Origin of the sequence: Paenibacillus sp. M2, assembly GCF_046713495.1 — a bacterium.
GTDB classification, from domain to species: Bacteria; Bacillota; Bacilli; order Paenibacillales; family Paenibacillaceae; genus Paenibacillus; species Paenibacillus amylolyticus_B.
In genome coordinates, this window is sequence record NZ_CP169648.1 from 132,468 (window position 1) to 152,701 (window position 20,234).

The 20,234-nt window shown below is 47.5% G+C and carries 14 protein-coding genes, 10 tRNA genes, 3 rRNA genes and 1 other RNA gene; all 28 read left to right on the forward strand.

Going from position 1 to position 20,234, the window contains the following annotated elements; translation table 11 throughout:
* Positions 1-277 precede the first annotated feature (277 nt).
* The 28 genes from rho to ACETMN_RS00760 all read left to right on the forward strand — a co-directional run bounded on the left by rho (position 278) and on the right by ACETMN_RS00760 (position 19,930).
* Positions 278-1,603, forward strand: coding sequence for a transcription termination factor Rho (rho, locus tag ACETMN_RS00625; RefSeq protein ID WP_036607258.1), 1,326 nt, complete (start codon positions 278-280; stop codon positions 1,601-1,603).
* Positions 1,604-1,700: 97 nt separating this feature from the next.
* The gene (locus ACETMN_RS00630; protein WP_091020183.1) at positions 1,701-2,975 is read left to right on the forward strand and encodes a radical SAM protein; all 1,275 of its coding nucleotides are present in this window, start codon (positions 1,701-1,703) and stop codon (positions 2,973-2,975) included.
* Between the two features lie 102 nt (positions 2,976-3,077).
* Positions 3,078-3,275, forward strand: coding sequence for a 50S ribosomal protein L31 (rpmE, locus tag ACETMN_RS00635; RefSeq protein WP_036607255.1), 198 nt, complete (start codon positions 3,078-3,080; stop codon positions 3,273-3,275).
* Positions 3,276-3,421: 146 nt separating this feature from the next.
* Positions 3,422-3,689: signal recognition particle sRNA large type (gene ffs, locus ACETMN_RS00640), an RNA gene on the forward strand.
* Between the two features lie 174 nt (positions 3,690-3,863).
* Entirely contained in the window at positions 3,864-5,609 is a 1,746-nt protein-coding gene (gene dnaX, locus ACETMN_RS00645) for a DNA polymerase III subunit gamma/tau (protein WP_091020181.1), read from the forward strand.
* Positions 5,610-5,651: 42 nt separating this feature from the next.
* On the forward strand, positions 5,652-5,963 hold the full coding sequence (locus ACETMN_RS00650; protein WP_036607248.1) for a YbaB/EbfC family nucleoid-associated protein: 312 nt from the start codon (positions 5,652-5,654) through the stop codon (positions 5,961-5,963).
* A gap of 36 nt (positions 5,964-5,999) precedes the next feature.
* Positions 6,000-6,599, forward strand: a complete 600-nt coding sequence (gene recR, locus ACETMN_RS00655; protein ID WP_091020180.1) for a recombination mediator RecR — start codon at positions 6,000-6,002, stop codon at positions 6,597-6,599.
* 233 nt (positions 6,600-6,832) lie between these two features.
* The gene (locus tag ACETMN_RS00660; protein ID WP_051447031.1) at positions 6,833-7,060 is read left to right on the forward strand and encodes a DUF2508 family protein; all 228 of its coding nucleotides are present in this window, start codon (positions 6,833-6,835) and stop codon (positions 7,058-7,060) included.
* Positions 7,061-7,094: 34 nt separating this feature from the next.
* Positions 7,095-7,364, forward strand: a complete 270-nt coding sequence (locus ACETMN_RS00665) for a pro-sigmaK processing inhibitor BofA family protein (protein ID WP_036607241.1) — start codon at positions 7,095-7,097, stop codon at positions 7,362-7,364.
* 348 nt (positions 7,365-7,712) lie between these two features.
* Positions 7,713-9,265 (forward strand): 16S ribosomal RNA (locus tag ACETMN_RS00670).
* 106 nt (positions 9,266-9,371) lie between these two features.
* Positions 9,372-9,488 (forward strand): 5S ribosomal RNA (gene rrf, locus ACETMN_RS00675).
* A gap of 36 nt (positions 9,489-9,524) precedes the next feature.
* Positions 9,525-9,601, forward strand: a tRNA-Ile gene (locus tag ACETMN_RS00680).
* Positions 9,602-9,623: 22 nt separating this feature from the next.
* Positions 9,624-9,699 (forward strand) — tRNA-Ala (locus tag ACETMN_RS00685).
* Positions 9,700-9,907: 208 nt separating this feature from the next.
* Positions 9,908-12,835: ribosomal RNA gene (locus tag ACETMN_RS00690) — 23S ribosomal RNA — on the forward strand.
* The 16S, 23S and 5S rRNA genes sit together here with 10 tRNA genes alongside, the layout of an rRNA operon.
* Before the next feature lie 82 nt (positions 12,836-12,917).
* A tRNA-Ser gene (locus ACETMN_RS00695) sits at positions 12,918-13,009 on the forward strand.
* A gap of 43 nt (positions 13,010-13,052) precedes the next feature.
* Positions 13,053-13,129: transfer RNA gene (locus ACETMN_RS00700), tRNA-Met, on the forward strand.
* Positions 13,130-13,138: 9 nt separating this feature from the next.
* Positions 13,139-13,214 (forward strand) — tRNA-Val (locus ACETMN_RS00705).
* Positions 13,215-13,219: 5 nt separating this feature from the next.
* Positions 13,220-13,295: transfer RNA gene (locus tag ACETMN_RS00710), tRNA-Thr, on the forward strand.
* Between the two features lie 9 nt (positions 13,296-13,304).
* Positions 13,305-13,382: transfer RNA gene (locus tag ACETMN_RS00715), tRNA-Asp, on the forward strand.
* A gap of 21 nt (positions 13,383-13,403) precedes the next feature.
* Positions 13,404-13,476: transfer RNA gene (locus ACETMN_RS00720), tRNA-Phe, on the forward strand.
* A 12-nt stretch (positions 13,477-13,488) separates the two neighbouring features.
* Positions 13,489-13,574: transfer RNA gene (locus tag ACETMN_RS00725), tRNA-Tyr, on the forward strand.
* 7 nt (positions 13,575-13,581) lie between these two features.
* Positions 13,582-13,654 (forward strand) — tRNA-Lys (locus ACETMN_RS00730).
* A gap of 120 nt (positions 13,655-13,774) precedes the next feature.
* Complete coding sequence (locus tag ACETMN_RS00735; protein ID WP_091011997.1) at positions 13,775-14,992, forward strand: helix-turn-helix domain-containing protein; 1,218 nt, start codon at positions 13,775-13,777, stop codon at positions 14,990-14,992.
* 103 nt (positions 14,993-15,095) lie between these two features.
* Positions 15,096-16,223, forward strand: coding sequence for an ABC transporter ATP-binding protein (locus ACETMN_RS00740; protein ID WP_017691279.1), 1,128 nt, complete (start codon positions 15,096-15,098; stop codon positions 16,221-16,223).
* A 419-nt stretch (positions 16,224-16,642) separates the two neighbouring features.
* The gene (gene hprK / locus ACETMN_RS00745; protein ID WP_091011999.1) at positions 16,643-17,581 is read left to right on the forward strand and encodes an HPr(Ser) kinase/phosphatase; all 939 of its coding nucleotides are present in this window, start codon (positions 16,643-16,645) and stop codon (positions 17,579-17,581) included.
* A 121-nt stretch (positions 17,582-17,702) separates the two neighbouring features.
* Complete coding sequence (gene lgt, locus ACETMN_RS00750; RefSeq protein ID WP_076320055.1) at positions 17,703-18,728, forward strand: prolipoprotein diacylglyceryl transferase; 1,026 nt, start codon at positions 17,703-17,705, stop codon at positions 18,726-18,728.
* Positions 18,729-18,734: 6 nt separating this feature from the next.
* Positions 18,735-19,391, forward strand: a complete 657-nt coding sequence (gene ppaX / locus ACETMN_RS00755) for a pyrophosphatase PpaX (RefSeq protein WP_091012000.1) — start codon at positions 18,735-18,737, stop codon at positions 19,389-19,391.
* Positions 19,388-19,930, forward strand: coding sequence for an acyltransferase (locus ACETMN_RS00760; protein WP_036616162.1), 543 nt, complete (start codon positions 19,388-19,390; stop codon positions 19,928-19,930). Before ppaX ends, ACETMN_RS00760 begins: the two co-directional genes overlap by 4 nt.
* The last annotated feature ends 304 nt before the right edge of the window (positions 19,931-20,234 follow it).

A 20,234-nucleotide genomic window follows, 5' to 3' on the forward strand; every position in this document is an offset into this window, starting at 1 on the left:
TTCTCATCCCCAACCCCCGGTTTTGTTTGAACTGCGCTCCATAGCCGGTCTATCCGGATTGATCGCCTCAATGCATCGTTCACTCAATAGCGGATCTTGCCGAATGTTGGCCATCCCACCCGGAAACTTACACTCAAAGACAAGTATTTGCATTATAACGGTTACATTCCGTACAATGGACAGAAGGGATTGTGGCAGACGCCGCTCTCTATAGCCGGAACATCTAGCGAAACTATCCATTTCACACGGACTTATTAATTGAATAGGTGGTTATTATATGGATCTACAAATTTCCGATTTGGAAGAAATGAAACTAACGGACCTCTACAAACTGGCCAAAAAATATCAGATACCTTACTATGGTACGTTAAAAAAGAAAGAATTAATTTTTGCTATACTACGTGCACAAGCTGAACAGAGTGGCCTGATGTTCATGCAAGGCGTACTCGAGATTTTACCTGAAGGTTACGGATTCTTAAGACCTATCAACTACTTGCCAAGTACGGAAGACATCTACATCTCAGCTTCTCAGATTCGCAAGTTTGACCTAAGAACAGGTGACCTCGTATCAGGTAAGTGTAGAACGCCTAAGGAAAACGAGAGATACTTCGGTTTGTTGCAAGTCAACGCTGTAAATGGTGAGAATCCATCGGCGGCTGCAGAGCGACTTCACTTCCCGGCACTAACCCCACTGTATCCGCAGAAAAAACTGGTTCTCGAAACATCCCCCAACCATTTGTCCACACGCATTATGGATGTGCTCGCCCCGGTAGGATTGGGACAGCGCGGATTGATCGTAGCACCTCCCAAAGCGGGTAAAACGCTTCTCCTCAAAGAAATTGCCAACAGCATCTCAACTAACAATCCTGAAATTGAACTGTTTGTCCTGTTGATTGATGAACGTCCAGAGGAAGTAACGGATATGTCGCGTTCGGTAAAAGGGGAAGTTGTGGCTTCAACATTTGATGAACTGCCTGAGAATCATATCAAGGTGGCGGAATTGGTGCTTGAACGTGCGCTTCGTCTGGTTGAGGCTAAAAAGGATGTCGTTATCCTGCTGGATAGCATTACACGTCTTGCCCGTGCATATAACCTGGTTATTCCACCATCCGGTCGTACGCTTAGTGGTGGTATTGACCCAGCTGCATTCCATCGTCCGAAACGTTTCTTCGGTTCTGCCCGGAATGTGGAAGAAGGCGGAAGCTTGACCATCCTGGCAACGGCATTAATTGATACCGGTTCACGTATGGATGACGTCATTTATGAAGAGTTTAAGGGTACAGGTAACATGGAGCTCCATCTGGACCGTCGTCTGGCAGAGCGCCGCATATTCCCGGCAATCGACATTCGTCGTTCCGGTACACGTCGTGAAGAAGTGCTGCTCAGCAAGGAAGAGTTGGATACAATCTGGGCGATTCGTAAAAACATGAATGATTCCCATGACTTTGTTGAAGGATTCCTGAAAAAACTTCGTAACAGCAAGACAAATGCAGAGTTTTTGGCGGCATTTGATTCGGCTGGTAACAGCCCGACAAGTAATTCGGGTACAACAACAACCCGTCGCTCACCTAGACAGACAGCAACGTCAGGTACATCGACGTAAGTCTCGTTCGACTAATCACTTTCTTTTTGCAGCAATGCTGTGAATGTTACAATACACTCGTCGTTAGGTTTAACCCATTAGATGTGAGGAGAACATCATGTATTTAGTATACGCAGATGAAAAAGGTAATGTATTTGATCATCCTTCCCTGTACGGGCTTGCCCGCAGTGGAGATATGATCGTTGAGATTATGGAGGATGAGTTGATTCCTCTGCCAGAAGGTGCAACGTTGGTTGGACTCCCGAGTACCCGGCCCATTGGTATGGACCCAGACACCGGTGAGATGCTGCCAATGCCAACGGACACACAGGCTGTAGGTGCATTGCTTCCACAGGGATTCACTCGTTTGTGTCTCCCAGGGTATGTGAAGACGGATAAGGAGTATAAGTTGCCTTTGTTCGGTTATTCCGCAGTGGTTTGGAAAGATGGCGGTTTCTATGTTACGGCTTCGAAGTCAGATAGTCCTGACCAATGGAATCCGCTTAACTGTGATCGTGACGATGTGCGTTCCGGGGTTAAACGATTGACGGAGCAATACCCCGAGAACCGTCTCTACACCCATCTATCCAACTGTGCGCTTGGATATGAATGTCTAACTTCATCCAACACGTTCCTGAATCGTTGGGAAGGTGGAGTGCCGGTATCCTATTCTTGCAATGCGGGCTGTTTCGGGTGTATCTCCGAGCAACCGGATGATAGCGGCTTTGTTTCCCCGCAGACACGTATGAACTTCCGACCGCGTGTGGATGAGATTGTGGAGGTTATGATGGAACACCTGAAGACGCCGGAGTCCATCATTAGTTTTGGACAAGGTTGTGAAGGGGAGCCTTCCACGCAGGCCAAGCTGATTATTGAAGCGATTCGCGAAGTGCGTTCCGTAACGGACATGGGGTATATCAACATTAATACCAATGCCGGTCTGAATGATCACATTAGAGGTATTGTAGATGCTGGATTGGATCTGATGCGCGTAAGTACAATTAGTGCACTGGATGACCATTATAACGCCTACTATAAACCGCGTGGTTATACCTTAGCCAATGTTGAGAAGTCGATGAAATACGCAGCGCAGCAGGGCGTATACACGTCCATTAACTATCTGATCTTTCCAGGTGTAACAGATCGTGAAGAAGAGATTGAGGCGATGATTGAGTTTGCAAGAAGAACCGATCTACGCTTGATTCAGATGCGTAATCTCAATATTGATCCAGAGAGCTATCTGGAATTAATTCCTCCTGCTCAAGGTGATATCTTGGGTATGAAGCAGATGATTGAGATTTTTGAAGACGAGTTGCCTGATGTTGTGATCGGATCGTATACCCATGTTCCGCCAGCTGGAATGGCACGTCCAAAACGGTTGATTACCTTATAACAATAATGGATTGCAACAGGCACAAGGCCGTGTTATAATCTCAGAGTTGTGCCATTTACTCTGGGTCCGCTTGAGGCTCAGGGCGGAAAGAGGTGAAAGGTAATGAAAGAAGCAATTCATCCTAATTACACGATTGGTCAAGTATCTTGCGCTTGCGGGAATACTTTTGAGACAGGTTCGGTTAAAGACGGACTTCGTGTAGAGATTTGCTCCGCGTGCCACCCGTTCTTCACAGGTAAACAGAAGTTTATCGATGCTGGCGGCCGTGTTGATCGTTTCAAAAAGAAATACGGAATCTAATAGGACAATTCTTGGAGTTGTCTGCTAATCGCATCCAACACACCCCTGCTGATCTGGCAGGGGTTTTTATATGTTATATGTAAGCATAATCGCATTCACGTTCCTCTGGTTGCAATTTGGATAACCTTACGTTATACTATTTCTTACCGTGCTAGATGGGGAGGTAGCGGTGCCCTGTAACTCGCAATCCGCTATAGCGAGGTTGAATTCCTGCTAGAGGTTTTGCCGATGTGAGGTTTGGTCCCTAAACGTGGTGTTGACGGTTGGGTCCTCCGCAATGAGTACTCATGAACCTGGTCAGGTCCGGAAGGAAGCAGCCATAAGTGAGATCACTCTTGTGCCGGAGGGTTGCCTAGCCCGAGCTATTGTTCAGGGGTGCCACTTGGATCGCAAATATCGATAGCAGGTGCACGGCTTACCTTTTAAATGTAGAGACCTTTGCAGTTGTATGTATGCAGAGGTCTTTTTGATATGTCTTAATAAACCACGCATGAATGAGTCAGATAAAGTTTGGATTCACCCTAGAATATAGTATAATAGGGGAACGACAAAGGACTCGAATGCGAAGTGGAAGGAAGGTAACGCATCATGGAGCATATCGCGTTATACCGGGCTTGGCGTCCCCAGTCGTTTCAAGATATGGTGGGGCAACAGCATATTATTCAGACCTTGCAGAACGCGATTCGTGAACAGCGGACTTCCCATGCCTACTTATTTAGCGGGCCCAGAGGAACGGGAAAGACAAGTGCCGCCAAGATTTTGGCCAAAGCTGTGAACTGCGAACGTGGGCCTGCGCCTGAACCTTGTAACGAGTGTGAAGCTTGCCGCAGAATTACGACTGGCGCTGTGATGGATGTGCAAGAGATTGATGCTGCATCCAATCGGGGCGTTGAAGAAATCCGTGATCTTCGGGAAAAGGTTAAATATGCGCCAACCGAAGTCCGGCAGAAAGTCTATATTATTGATGAAGTACACATGCTGACAACGGAGGCATTCAATGCTTTGCTCAAAACATTGGAAGAGCCACCACCACATGTGATGTTTATTTTGGCAACAACAGAACCACACCGCCTTCCGGCTACCATTATATCGCGCTGTCAGCGATTTGATTTTCGCCGGGTATCTCTGGAAGAGCAGACAGCAAGACTTACACTGATCTGTGAACAGGAAGGCATGGAAGCGGACCAAGATGCGCTCCAATACATTGCCCGTTTATCGGACGGTGGAATGAGGGATGCACTTAGTGTGCTGGATCAGATCTCTTCATTTACGGATGGACGAGTAACGTACCAGCAGGTCATGGACATGACGGGTGGAATTGCTTCAGAGCAATTTGCCAAATTGGCTGCTTCGCTGCTCAAGGGTGATGTTGGTCATGTTTTGCAGATGATTGAAGGTTTCATGCATGAAGGAAAGAGTGCAGACAAATGCATGGAGAATTTACTGTATTATTTCCGTGATTTGCTTATGATTAAGATGGTGCCTGATGCAGACAAACTGACGGACAGGGTACTTAATCCGGAAGCATTCCGTGATATGGCGGAGTCATTCACCAAGGAACGACTGTTCCACATGATTGACACCCTTAATCGGTACCAGAGTGAAATGAAATATGCAGTACAACCACAGACATTATTTGAAGTTGCATTGCTTAAACTGTGTAGTATTCCAGCTCAAGGTGAGGCTTCTGTTCAGGTGGGAGCTTCAGCTCATGCAGCACCTGCTGATGGGGGAGAGATCAACCGCTTGAAGCAGCAGCTTGCTGAGTTGGAGAAGAAGTTGGATCGTGCGCTTAAAAGTGGTTTGTCTGGTGGAGAAGGTGCATCGAGTGCTCCATCTCGTCCGGCAACAAGGGCCCCTGTATCGAGAGGCAATTCGCCTGCGAAGCTTCCTGCACAGTTGGATCAGTATGTTGCGCGCAAGGGAGCCCCTGAGTTCGCAGATATCAGCAAAAAATGGAGTCAGATCCTGCAACGAGTGAAGGAAGAGAGGGTTACCGTTCACGCCTGGTTTGTGGATGGTGAGCCGGTATCCTTGCTTGAAGACAATGTGTTGGTTGCTTTTAAAAACAACATTCACCGTGAAACAACGGAAAAGCAGGCTAACCGTGAAGTCATTGAGCGGGTGTTGTCCGAACAGCTTGGGCGACCTGCACGATTGGTGACGATGATGCTCAAAGATTGGACCGGAGCAATGGAGGGAGCTCCTGAAGCGCCAAAGGAGGACTTTAAGCTTGAACCTGAGCATGAAGACGGCGGTTCAGGCAACAAACAGCCTTGGATTGATGAAGCCATCCAGCTCTTTGGTGAGGACCTTGTAGTGATTAAAGAATAATGCGCATAGCGCGATAACCATAACAAAAGGAGATGAACAATTATGAACAACATGAACCAAATGATGAAACAAGTGAAGAAAATGCAGGAGCAAATGCTGAAAGCACAAGAGGAACTGGCGGACAAAACAGTCCAAGGTACTTCTGGTGGCGGTGTAGTGACGGCTGAAGTTAACGGACACAAGAAATTGCTTGCTATCACGATCAAACCTGAAGCGGTAGATCCGGAAGATGTTGAAATGTTGCAAGATCTCGTTATGACAGCTGTTAATGATGCAATGGCCAAAGCCGATGAGATTGCCAACAAGGATATGGGCAAGTTCACAGGCGGCATGAATATTCCGGGATTATTTTAATTAAAAAATTGATCCTGTCAAAGGAGACGCAATCGATTGTATTATCCCGAACCAATAGCCAAGCTGATTGATGCCTTCACCCGGTTGCCGGGTGTGGGTCCCAAGACGGCAGCGCGTTTAGCTTTTCATGTGCTTAACATGAAGGAAGATGACGTTATCGATTTTGCCAAAGCGCTCGTAAGTGTGAAGCGTAATCTTTATTACTGTTCTGTATGTTGTAATATCACTGATACGGACCCGTGTCGCATCTGTCAGGATAAGTCCAGAGATGTCTCTGTAATCTGTGTAGTTCAGGATTCGAAAGATCTGGTGGCCATGGAGCGCACCAAGGAATTCGATGGATACTATCATGTGTTACAGGGCGCGATTTCACCTATGGAGGGAATTGGCCCAGACGATATTCGTTTGAAGGAACTCCTGGTTCGATTAAGTGATGAACGTATAAAAGAGATCATATTGGCAACGAACCCCAATATTGAGGGTGAAGCTACAGCAATGTACATCTCCCGGTTGGTGCGTCCGTTTGAAATCAGTGTGACTCGAATTGCGCATGGATTGCCTGTAGGTGGCGATCTTGAGTATGCGGATGAAGTGACCCTTTCCAAAGCGTTGGAAGGGCGCAGGGAGATGCGTTAGTGTGATCAATTTGTATTACACAGCGGACTTCCTTGGAAACTGCTGATGCTAAATAAGTTTCGATGTGCAAAGAGAGCCTTAGGGCTCTCTTTTTTTTGTGAAGAAAATGAATGCCTGAGTTCTAAGTTTGTCCTTTCCCTGATAAGTATGAGAATATGCTGTGCTGATCAGGAGGAGGAGAGTTTATGTTTTTGTGGCGAAATACACGGAACTCGGTAGAGAAACACAACAGAATGTTGAAGGAACTTGAGGCGGATCAGATCTATGCAGATATTCAGATGGCTAAGCAGGAATGGGAACGGGCTATGAGACAGTTTGAAGATGCACAGGGGCAGGATGAGATTGATTATGCTATTTATGTATTGGAGGCAGCTGAGCGGAAGTACCAGATCCACTTGAGAAGAGCAAAGCGAGCCAGAGCGAATGATGATGTTACATCACAGCGAGGGGTTAGTATGTAGAGTCACGTTTACATTAAACACGGAGGTGTAATATATGAAGAGTATCATACTGGGAAGTGTATTGGTTATATCGTTACTGGGGCTTATCGTTATTTTATTCAGAAAGCGGATAGGGTTATCGTTTTTCACGTCATTTGGAATTCATCTGGTGCTGGCTGCAGTAGGGATATATATCGTGAATTATTCCGGCTGGATTACAGGAACCTACATCCCGCTGAACCCAGCAACGATAGGGACTGTAACTGTTTTGGGATTGCCAGGTGTGGGGCTATTATTAGGGTTGAAAATTTCTTTGTTCGGATAGTTGACTCATAGGATATTTATATGGTACATTATATCTCGTTGCTTTGCTTGCTTGGTTAGATGCTTTAGATGAAATGAAGGAGTTCATTACGAACTTCGAAAAAGAATTTCAAAAAAACACTTGACCAAAACAAATGAAGTGTGATATATTATAAAAGTCGCCGCTGAGAGAAAATGGTGACGAAAAAACGAGTTTGATCTTTGAAAACTGAACAACGAGTGAGTAAACATTCTGCTTGCAGAATGAACGCGAAAGTTTGAAACAAGCCTTGGCTTGGATCGACTGGAGCACAAATGAGATTTTTAATCTCGTCAGATTCAAAATGAGCTTATCGCTCTTTTCAATACTTTATTGGAGAGTTTGATCCTGGCTCAGGACGAACGCTGGCGGCATGCCTAATACATGCAAGTCGAGCGGAGTTGATAGGAAGCTTGCTTCCTTGATACTTAGCGGCGGACGGGTGAGTAACACGTAGGCAACCTGCCCTCAAGTTTGGGACAACTACCGGAAACGGTAGCTAATACCGAATAATTGTTTTCTTCGCCTGAAGGAAACTGGAAAGACGGAGCAATCTGTCACTTGGGGATGGGCCTGCGGCGCATTAGCTAGTTGGTGAGGTAACGGCTCACCAAGGCGACGATGCGTAGCCGACCTGAGAGGGTGATCGGCCACACTGGGACTGAGACACGGCCCAGACTCCTACGGGAGGCAGCAGTAGGGAATCTTCCGCAATGGGCGAAAGCCTGACGGAGCAATGCCGCGTGAGTGATGAAGGTTTTCGGATCGTAAAGCTCTGTTGCCAGGGAAGAACGCTTGGGAGAGTAACTGCTCTCAAGGTGACGGTACCTGAGAAGAAAGCCCCGGCTAACTACGTGCCAGCAGCCGCGGTAATACGTAGGGGGCAAGCGTTGTCCGGAATTATTGGGCGTAAAGCGCGCGCAGGCGGTCATTTAAGTCTGGTGTTTAATCCCGGGGCTCAACCCCGGATCGCACTGGAAACTGGGTGACTTGAGTGCAGAAGAGGAGAGTGGAATTCCACGTGTAGCGGTGAAATGCGTAGATATGTGGAGGAACACCAGTGGCGAAGGCGACTCTCTGGGCTGTAACTGACGCTGAGGCGCGAAAGCGTGGGGAGCAAACAGGATTAGATACCCTGGTAGTCCACGCCGTAAACGATGAGTGCTAGGTGTTAGGGGTTTCGATACCCTTGGTGCCGAAGTTAACACATTAAGCACTCCGCCTGGGGAGTACGGTCGCAAGACTGAAACTCAAAGGAATTGACGGGGACCCGCACAAGCAGTGGAGTATGTGGTTTAATTCGAAGCAACGCGAAGAACCTTACCAGGTCTTGACATCCCTCTGACCGGTACAGAGATGTACCTTTCCTTCGGGACAGAGGAGACAGGTGGTGCATGGTTGTCGTCAGCTCGTGTCGTGAGATGTTGGGTTAAGTCCCGCAACGAGCGCAACCCTTATATTTAGTTGCCAGCACTTCGGGTGGGCACTCTAGATAGACTGCCGGTGACAAACCGGAGGAAGGTGGGGATGACGTCAAATCATCATGCCCCTTATGACCTGGGCTACACACGTACTACAATGGCCGGTACAACGGGCTGCGAAATCGCGAGATGGAGCCAATCCCAACAAAGCCGGTCTCAGTTCGGATTGCAGGCTGCAACTCGCCTGCATGAAGTCGGAATTGCTAGTAATCGCGGATCAGCATGCCGCGGTGAATACGTTCCCGGGTCTTGTACACACCGCCCGTCACACCACGAGAGTTTATAACACCCGAAGTCGGTGGGGTAACCGCAAGGAGCCAGCCGCCGAAGGTGGGATAGATGATTGGGGTGAAGTCGTAACAAGGTAGCCGTATCGGAAGGTGCGGCTGGATCACCTCCTTTCTATGGAGAATCGTTTCCTGCAACGGAAACATTCAAATACAAAATCTAGTCAGGTCGGCTAGTTACTCACTCGTTGCTCAGTTTTGAGAGCTCAAACTCTCAAACGTTTGGTGGCGATAGCGAAGGGGTTCCACACGTTCCCATCCCGAACACGACCGTTAAGCCCTTCAGCGTCAATGGTACTTGGACCGCAGGGTCCTGGGAGAGTAGAACGCCGCCAAGCGTAACCCATTTTGGGTTCAAATAGTATATATAATGTGGGCCCTTAGCTCAGTTGGTTAGAGCGCACCTCTGATAAGGGTGAGGCCGGTGGTTCGAGTCCACCAGGGCCCACCATCTATACCTTTAAACTTTATATGGGGCCATAGCTCAGCTGGGAGAGCGCCTGCCTTGCAAGCAGGAGGTCAGCGGTTCGATCCCGCTTGGCTCCACCAAAAATGATTTACAAGTTTGTTCTTTGAAAACTAGATATCGAAACGAAACAAACGCGAATTAGAACATTCCTTTAAGCTGATCTTGTGTAAACAAGTGAAGTGTTTATAAAGGTAGTTAAATTGCTTTTGTGATGGTATCGAATGGGAGCGACTTTTGGCTTTGCGCAAGCAAAACAAGGGAAGCAAGCAGTCGAAACCGGAACAAAATGGTTAAGCTACTAAGAGCACACGGAGGATGCCTAGGCGCTAGGAGCCGATGAAGGACGTGGCGAACAACGAAACTGCCTCGGGGAGCTGTAAGCAAGCTTTGATCCGGGGGTGTCCGAATGGGGAAACCCAGCTGGGGTAATTTCCAGTTACTCACAACTGAATACATAGGTTGTGTAGAGGCATACCAGGGGAACTGAAACATCTAAGTACCCTGAGGAAGAGAAAACAATAGTGATTCCGTCAGTAGCGGCGAGCGAACGCGGAGAAGCCCAAACCAGAGAGCTTGCTCTTTGGGGTTGTGGGACGTCTCACATGGAGTTACAAAGGAACCGGTTAAGCGAAGAGGTCTGGAAAGGCCCGCCAAAGAAGGTAAAAGCCCTGTAGTTGAAAGTCTGTTCCCTCCGAGACGGATCCCGAGTAGTGCGGGGCACGTGAAACCCCGTATGAATCCGGCAGGACCATCTGCCAAGGCTAAATACTTCCTAGCGACCGATAGTGAAGCAGTACCGTGAGGGAAAGGTGAAAAGCACCCCGGAAGGGGAGTGAAATAGAACCTGAAACCGTGTGCTTACAAAAAGTCAGAGCCCGTTTTAGGGGTGATGGCGTGCCTTTTGTAGAATGAACCGGCGAGTTACGTTCCCGTGCAAGGTTAAGGTGAAGAGCCGGAGCCGCAGCGAAAGCGAGTCTGAATAGGGCGACATAGTACGTGGACGTAGACCCGAAACCGGGTGATCTACCCCTGTCCAGGGTGAAGGTGCGGTAACACGCACTGGAGGCCCGAACCCACGCATGTTGAAAAATGCGGGGATGAGGTGGGGGTAGCGGAGAAATTCCAATCGAACTCGGAGATAGCTGGTTCTCCCCGAAATAGCTTTAGGGCTAGCCTCGGAAAACAGAGTCGTGGAGGTAGAGCACTGATTGGGTGCGGGGCCCGCAAGGGTTACCAAGCTCAGTCAAACTCCGAATGCCATAGACTTACTTCCGGGAGTCAGACAGTGAGTGCTAAGATCCATTGTCAAAAGGGAAACAGCCCAGACCATCAGCTAAGGTCCCCAAGTGTGTGTTAAGTGGGAAAGGATGTGGAGTTGCACAGACAACCAGGATGTTGGCTTAGAAGCAGCCACCATTGAAAGAGTGCGTAATAGCTCACTGGTCGAGTGACTCTGCGCCGAAAATGTAACGGGGCTAAACACACCACCGAAGCTATGGCTTGATGCTTTGCATCAGGGGTAGGGGAGCGTTGTATAAGGGTTGAAGGTGTACCGTAAGGAGCGCTGGACATTATACAAGTGAGAATGCCGGTATGAGTAACGAAAAGATCAGTGAGAATCTGATCCGCCGAAAGCCTAAGGGTTCCTGAGGAAGGCTCGTCCGCTCAGGGTAAGTCGGGACCTAAGGCGAGGCCGAAAGGCGTAGTCGAAGGACAACAGGTCGAAATTCCTGTACCACCGTAAGCCGTTATGAGCAATGGGGGGACGCAGTAGGGTAGTGACGCGGACTGATGGATGTCCGTCTAAGCAGTAAGGCTGATGTGTAGGCAAATCCGCACATTGTAAGGCTGAGCTGTGATGGGGAGCGAAAATTATAGTAGCGAAGGTCATGATCTCACACTGCCAAGAAAAGCCTCTAGCCAGGTGAAGGTGCCCGTACCGCAAACCGACACAGGTAGGCGAGAAGAGTATTCTAAGGCGCGCGGAAGAACTCTCGTTAAGGAACTCGGCAAAATGACCCCGTAACTTCGGGAGAAGGGGTGCCCCGGTAGTGTGAATAGCACGAGGGGGCCGCAGTGAAAAGGCCCAAGCGACTGTTTAGCAAAAACACAGGTCTGTGCGAAGCCGTAAGGCGAAGTATACGGGCTGACGCCTGCCCGGTGCTGGAAGGTTAAGGGGAGTGGTTAGGGAGTAATCCCGAAGCTGTGAACCGAAGCCCCAGTAAACGGCGGCCGTAACTATAACGGTCCTAAGGTAGCGAAATTCCTTGTCAGGTAAATTCTGACCCGCACGAATGGCGTAACGACTTGGGCGCTGTCTCAACGAGAGATCCGGTGAAATTTTAATACCTGTGAAGATGCAGGTTACCCGCGACAAGACGGAAAGACCCCATGGAGCTTTACTGCAGCTTGATATTGAATTTGGGTACGATCTGTACAGGATAGGTGGGAGCCTTTGAAGCATGAGCGCCAGCTTGTGTGGAGGCAACGTTGGGATACCACCCTGATCGTATCTAGGTTCTAACCTGGTACCGTAATCCGGTGCGGGGACAGTGTCAGGTGGGCAGTTTGACTGGGGCGGTCGCCTCCTAAAGAGTAACGGAGGCGCCCAAAGGTTCCCTCAGAATGGTTGGAAATCATTCGAAGAGTGCAAAGGCATAAGGGAGCTTGACTGCGAGACCTACAAGTCGAGCAGGGACGAAAGTCGGGCTTAGTGATCCGGTGGTACCGCATGGAAGGGCCATCGCTCAACGGATAAAAGCTACCCTGGGGATAACAGGCTTATCTCCCCCAAGAGTCCACATCGACGGGGAGGTTTGGCACCTCGATGTCGGCTCATCGCATCCTGGGGCTGAAGTAGGTCCCAAGGGTTGGGCTGTTCGCCCATTAAAGCGGTACGCGAGCTGGGTTCAGAACGTCGTGAGACAGTTCGGTCCCTATCTGTCGTGGGCGTAGGAAATTTGAGAGGAGCTGTCCTTAGTACGAGAGGACCGGGATGGACGTACCGCTGGTGTACCAGTTGTTCCGCCAGGAGCACCGCTGGGTAGCTATGTACGGACGGGATAAACGCTGAAAGCATCTAAGCGTGAAGCCCCCCTCAAGATGAGATTTCCCAGTATGTAAGACCCCTTGAAGACGACGAGGTAGATAGGCTGGGGGTGGAAGTGCAGCAATGCATGGAGCTGACCAGTACTAATCGGTCGAGGGCTTATCCAATTAGCAAGTTCTAATTCGCGTGTTTCGTTTCGAATCTAGTTTTCAGGGAGCAATCCTTGAATGATGTTGATGATTGTTATTCGGAGAGATACCCAAGTGGCTATAAGGGGACCCTCTGCTAAGGGGTTAGACTGCGTAAGCGGTGCGAGGGTTCGAATCCCTCTCTCTCCGCCATCTTTACCTAAAGATGGACAAGCAATCAAAACACAATTAATATGGCGGTGTAGCTCAGCTGGCTAGAGCGTACGGTTCATACCCGTAAGGTCGGGGGTTCGATCCCCTCCGCCGCTACCATATTACCCAGGAGGCTTAGCTCAGCTGGGAGAGCATCTGCCTTACAAGCAGAGGGTCGGGGGTTCGATCCCCTCAGCCTCCACCATATACGCCGGTGTAGCTCAACTGGTAGAGCAACTGACTTGTAATCAGTAGGTTGGGGGTTCAAGTCCTCTCGCCGGCACCATTAATGCCTGGAACCGTGGTGTAGTTGGCCTAACATGCCTGCCTGTCACGCAGGAGATCGCGGGTTCGAATCCCGTCGGTTCCGCCATTAATCCTAAAAATTAAATATGGCTCGGTAGCTCAGTCGGTAGAGCAGAGGACTGAAAATCCTCGTGTCGGCGGTTCGATTCCGTCCCGAGCCACCTTTAATCCCTGGAGGATTAGCGAAGTGGCCAAACGCATCAGACTGTAAATCTGCTCCCGTACGGGTTCGGTGGTTCGAATCCATCATCCTCCACCAGTTTTATGAGTCATTAGCTCAGTTGGTAGAGCACCTGACTTTTAATCAGGGTGTCGAAGGTTCGAGCCCTTCATGACTCATCTTTAAGAAAAGAGTGATTAATCATTAATTTGATTAGTTGCTCTTTTTTTGTTATTTGATTTTAACTCAATATGGATATTTATTAATGCTGGGCAAGATATGATAAACTAATAGAAAACATGCAGAGTGGTGACGTTCATTATATGAAGCTCATACCTGATCTAAAACAGCAAATTGAAGTCATTATAGGCACAACTTTGGACGAATATGAAATTACAATACAAGAATGGACGCAATCCGTTGCTAATCTGGTTGGTCATCATGAGAATTTAGAGACCGTTGGTGATGAGGGTGAGCGTCAGGAGTTATCTGTTCAATCTACATCTCCAAGTTCAGCCGATGTAATCAGTTTGAATACGGGAAAGCGTATCTTTTTTAAGGTTCGGATGAATGAGCAAGAAGAGACTGCCGTGTGTTGGGGATGCCCTGAAAAATCTATTACCGTGGAAACACGACGATTGATTGAGCTTTTAATCCGCACTAACACGGCTCTACCCGATGAGGTACAACCTGTTGTATATGAGAATGATAGAGAGCAGTATTTGACTGAATTGGGTCTCTGGCTTAAAGAGCAGATCGAAGAACCAACCAAGCAGGAATCTGAAGCGGTTCCTGATCGCTTTGTGGTGCCCGCAGGATTAAATGCTGAGAAAATTCTGTTCTTGCTGCAAGGGGATACACCGGATGCGCATCGTTTACGATCCAAGGAACTCAACAAGTTGCTTGAGAGTTACTTTGGCGAGGAAATTGTCTTGATTCCTTTGGGGGAGCAAGAGTGGATCTTCATGGGTGATAAAGAAATTGTTACAGAAGAAGCAGAGGAAGATACGACGGAGGCCAAAAAGGATTCACTGAACGCTTTTTGTCTGGGGTTGCATGAATTGGTTGCCAGTGAGTGGGCTGGGGTGTTCCATCTGTCTGCATCTCTGCCATGCATTCCTGCACAACAACTTGTATCGGTCACAACTCTTCTTAAAGAAAGTGTTCACTTGGGGAGAGCATTCCATGTCACGCAGCATATTCATCTCCCATGGGATCTTCACCTGGAGCGGTTGGTAGCGAGCATTCCTGATGAACAACGTACACGGTTTATACAGGAAACAGGCAAAGACACGGTAATCTTCAATGACAGTGAGACACTTGCTACGCTGGAAACCTTTTTTAGCCTGGACTGTAATGTCAGCGAGACAGCGAAACGACTTTTCATTCATCGTAATACGTTGGTTTATCGTCTGGACAAGATCAAACAGGAGATTGGTTACGATGTGAGGCACTTCGAAAGTGCTGTTCTAGTGCAGTTTTTACTACTAATGTACAAAGTGACGAAAAAGCATTGATATTTTTGTGCAGTTTGCGAATAGTCAAACCTCACGTAGATAGGGTATTATAAAAATACAAATTGTATTCGATTACAAAATGATCTCTGAGGAGGCAACAATCATGGCTGGAGTACGTTTAGAGCATATTTTCAAAAAATACCCGGGTTCTGATAAAGCAACTGTAGTTGACATTAACCTGGACATTAAAGATAAAGAATTTCTGGTACTGGTAGGCCCGTCCGGTTGTGGTAAATCAACAACACTGCGTATGATCGCAGGCCTTGAGGAAATTTCTGAAGGTAAACTCTATATCGGTGACCGTGTCGTTAATGATGTTGCACCTAAAGACCGCGATATCGCGATGGTATTCCAATCCTATGCCTTGTATCCGCATATGAGCGTATATCAAAACATGGCATTTGGTTTGAAATTGCGTAAGGTTAAAAAAGACGAGATCGACAAACGTGTACGTGAAGCAGCTAAAATCCTGGATATCGAGCATTTGCTTGAGCGTAAACCTAAGGCATTGTCCGGTGGTCAACGTCAGCGTGTCGCTCTAGGACGTGCGATTGTCCGTGATCCACAAGTCTTCTTGATGGATGAGCCTCTCTCCAACTTGGATGCTAAACTTCGTGGTCAGATGCGTGCGGAAATCACTAAACTGGCTAAACGTTTGGAAACAACAGTTATCTACGTAACGCATGACCAGATCGAAGCAATGACGATGGGTGATCGGATCGTTGTTATGAAGGATGGTATCATCCAACAAGCAGCTTCTCCGGAAGAGCTGTATAACCTGCCGGCTAACCTGTTCGTAGCTGGTTTCATCGGTTCCCCGACAATGAACTTTATCTCGGGTAAACTCGCTGAGCAAGGTACTAGCATGCATTTCATAGCTCCTGGTGTGGATGTTGAAATCCCGCAAGGTAAAGCACAAGTGTTGAAATCTAGAGGATACATTGGCAAAGAAGTGATTCTGGGTGTTCGTCCAGAAGATATTCACGAAGAGCCAGTATTCCTGGAAGCATCCCCGAACTCTGTATTCTCTACACACGTAGATGTTACAGAGAACCTGGGTCACGAAATGCTCCTCTACTTGAGCGGTGTTGGTAATGATACAACGATTGCACGTGTAGACGGACGTTCTAACACTCGTGATGGTTCCACAGTTAAAATGGCCATCGACATGAACAAAGTTCATATCTTTGACAAAGAGACTGAAGTGAACGTACTTCTTCAAGACAAATAATACTGGGATTCCTCGGTGACGATGGAACCTGAAAGTTAACGCAATTATACATTGTAATGAGAGCCCCTTCCGTTATTGCTGGAAGGGGCTTTTTTTAAGATTATTGGAATTATAAGTTTCGGAGGAGTTGAAGGATAAATAACCGCAAGAAAAACGGCCGGTAAACTGCGAATGTAGTATCCCAGAAGGTACTTCGATCAGAAGACTTTTCTTACTAATGGTTGTCGGAGGCTGCGATTGCATTCATCCCGGAATTCATTTAAGATTATTTGAAGGTCTGTCTTCATTTATTTGAGAGAATCGACTGTTGGAAGGGTATGCATTCTGTACCCCATGTTGTGAATGCGCTAATAATGGAAATAACTGATACACGATCTGATGTACATAGAGGGACAGCTAATGCTGAAAGGAAGAGACAAATGGCGAAAAAAGTGAAAGTATCTGAACTGGTGCAGCAATTTCAGTTGGAGGTTGTTTCTGGATCTCACGGATTGAAAAGAGTCATTACGGTAGATGACCTGAACCGTCCTGGTCTGGAAATGGCCGGTTATTTTGAATACCATCCACAAGAACGGGTACAGCTACTTGGAAGAACGGAGTTAGCTTTCTTTGCAATGTTACCTGAGCAAGAGCGGCGTGATCGTATGCAACGTCTTTGTACAGAAGAGACGCCTTGTATCGTTGTAACGCGCGGACTTGAAGTGCCGCAAGAACTGATTGATATCAGTGAAGAACGGGACCTGGCTGTATTACGCAGTAATATGGCAACAACGATTCTGTCCAGCCGGATCACCGGGTTTTTGGAGGGGAAATTAGCACCAACAGCAACCATTCACGGTGTACTTTGTGATGTCTATGGCGTAGGCATGCTCATCACGGGTAGTAGCGGTATTGGTAAGAGTGAGACAGCACTGGAACTGGTGAAACGTGGACACCGACTGATTGCCGATGATGCGGTAGAGATCCGCCAAACGTCAGATTTTCAGCTGCACGGTACTGCACCTGAATTGATCCGCCATTTGCTCGAAATTCGAGGTGTTGGTATTATCAACGTCATGACATTGTTCGGAGCTGGTGCAGTTCGGAATAACAAACGTATTACCTTGGTTGTACGTCTGGAAGCATGGCAGCAGGATAAACAATATGATCGTCTGGGTCTGGATGAAGAGACTACACGTATCATTGATACCGATGTGCCTCTCGTTACGATTCCTGTTCGTCCGGGACGGAACTTGGCAGTTATTATTGAAGTGGCAGGTATGAACTATCGCCTGAAACAGATGGGTTTGAATGCTGCACTGCAATTCACGAACAAGCTGACAGCAACCATCTCGGAAGATATGGAAGACATGGATTAAGAAACATTTTATACAAGGAAATCAAGATAAATGGTTGACATGTACTGCTTCTCTTAAGGCGCAGTGTATGCCAACCATTCGTCATGCGTGCGATTGATTGAATAAATAGGAGTGTGAATGAATGGATACATTATTACTGTTGAACCCGATTGCGTTCTCTATTGGAGCGTTAAAGGTTCACTGGTACGGGCTTATTCTTGGTGCTGCGGCACTTATAGGACTGCTGCTCGTGATCCGGGAGGGCAAACGCTACAACATTCCACAGGAAGTGTTCATGGACATGGTCCTGCTGGGTGTACCTTCTGCCATCATTGGTGCCCGCATCTACTACGTAGCATTTAAGTGGGAAGATTATAAGGATAACTTCTGGGATGTCTTTAAAATATGGAATGGCGGTATTGCCATCTATGGTGCCCTTATTGGTGCAATCATCTGTGCAGTTATTTTCTTCCGTCGTAAAGGATATAACTTCTGGCGTATGGCCGATATCTGTGCGCCTGGACTGCTCGTTGGACAGTTGATCGGACGCTGGGGGAACTTTGTGAATCAGGAAGCCTACGGCGGTCCTGTGGAAGAATCATTTTTGAGAGACAAGCTTCATCTGCCGGACTTTATTGTGAATCAAATGAACGTAGAGGGTGTATTCCACCATCCTGCATTTTTGTATGAATCGATGTGGAGTCTCGTTGGCCTGGTCTTGCTCTTGGTTCTGCGTCGTCAGAAGTTTCTGCGTTCAGGTGAACTGTTTATGTCTTATTTCATCTGGTACTCTATCGGTCGTTTCTTCATTGAAGCTCTACGTACGGACAGTCTTGGCTTCCAGGCTCCGCAATGGGTCGCTTCATTAGTGAACGGGTTATGGTCTCCAATGACTGCAATGGGCTTTGAACAAGGATATCTTGATCCTGCTTACGGTAACGTAAGAATCTCGCAACTGCTCGCAATTGGTATCATTATTGTTGCTGTTGTATTCATTGTGGTGAGAAGAGTGACAGGTAAAGCAGATGTTCGTTATAGTGATCCCATTGTATCGTCCAAAGTTACCTCAGATGATATGGAGCATACGGGAACAGTTGCTGGCAAAGAGAATAAGGTAACACCTCCAGCCAAAGATGAATCCAAGCAAGTTGATGATAAAAAGGAGTAATGCAACATGATTGACACGGTATTGTTTGATCTGGACGGAACGATTATTGATACCAATGAGTTGATTATCAGCTCATTCCAGCATGTCATGGGAGGATGGGAGCATTCAGCTCCATGGACTCGGGAACAGATCATTCCACATATGGGTGGCACACTGGAGCAGCAAATGCGCACCTTCTCTGGCCAGGAGGAAGTCTCCGAGTACGTGAAAGGTTACCGTGCTTATAATGATATTCATCATGAAGCGATGGTTAGACCTTTTCCACATGTCATTGAGGTAGTAGAGGCGCTGCATCAGGCGGGCATTGTTATGGGTGTGGTCACAACAAAAATTCGTCCATCTACATTAAAGGTGCTAGAACGTTTTGATCTACTGAAATATATGAAAACAATTGTGACCGTGACCGATGTGACGAATCCGAAGCCCCATGCTGAGCCTGTACTGAAGGCCATGACGGAACTGGGTGCAGATCCTACTAAAACGTTGATGGTAGGTGACAGTCCGGTGGATATCCAATCGGCACAAAATGCGGGCGCACTCTCGGCGGGGGTTGCATGGTCTCTTAAAGGGGAAACAATCCTGAACGGATATGGTCCCGATCATATGTTGCACGACATGAGAGACTTGTTGAAACTCATCCGTATTGAAACGGGACGTTCATGAGAAAAGTAACCCGCTATCCGGTAGAGGACCAGAATGCACTTTGGCATATCTACAAGACAGTGAGTCCGTGGAAGGGCGTTCGTAATTTTATCTGGATCCAGTTGTCACGTTACTGTCCGATCCTATCAGTGAAGAACTGGATTTATCGCCGAATGCTGGGGATGAAGGTGGGAAAACACACGGCCTTTGGCCTGATGGTGATGGTGGATGTGTTTTTTCCGGAGAAAATAACGGTCGGCGAAAACTCGGTCATCGGTTACAACACAACGATTCTGGCTCATGAGTATCTCATTAAGGAGTACAGGCTGGGCGAGGTCATTATCGGGGAAAATGTACTGATTGGTGCCAATACAACGATTCTGCCTGGGGTAACCATAGGGGATGGAGCGGTTGTAGCTGCTGGAGCAGTCGTACATAAGGATGTTGCACCAGGGGCTTTTGTTGGTGGCAATCCACTACGTGATTTATCCCGTGCGGCAGCTTCTACGGAAGAGACTGTCTTTAACACGGATGACTCTTCTCAGGGTAGTGTGCATTAAGTCAATAACGTAATGAAAGAAGATGGGTTGAAGTAAAAAGCTGCTTATGGCAGCTTTTTTCGTATATAAATACCGATTAGTGAGGGTAACGGTGTGTATATAAAACGATATGTCGATCCAAGGGCAATCAAGCATTGGTATTGTTGACGGTAATGCGGATTTCATGTTATCATATCCCATATCCTTTAGTTTGTTAGCACTTTACCATGTGAAAGTATTATTGGAGAAATGAAGCATGATAAAGATTGAACTAAACCAATAGTATGAAGGCTTATGAGATAATACTGTGATTCAAGATTTATAA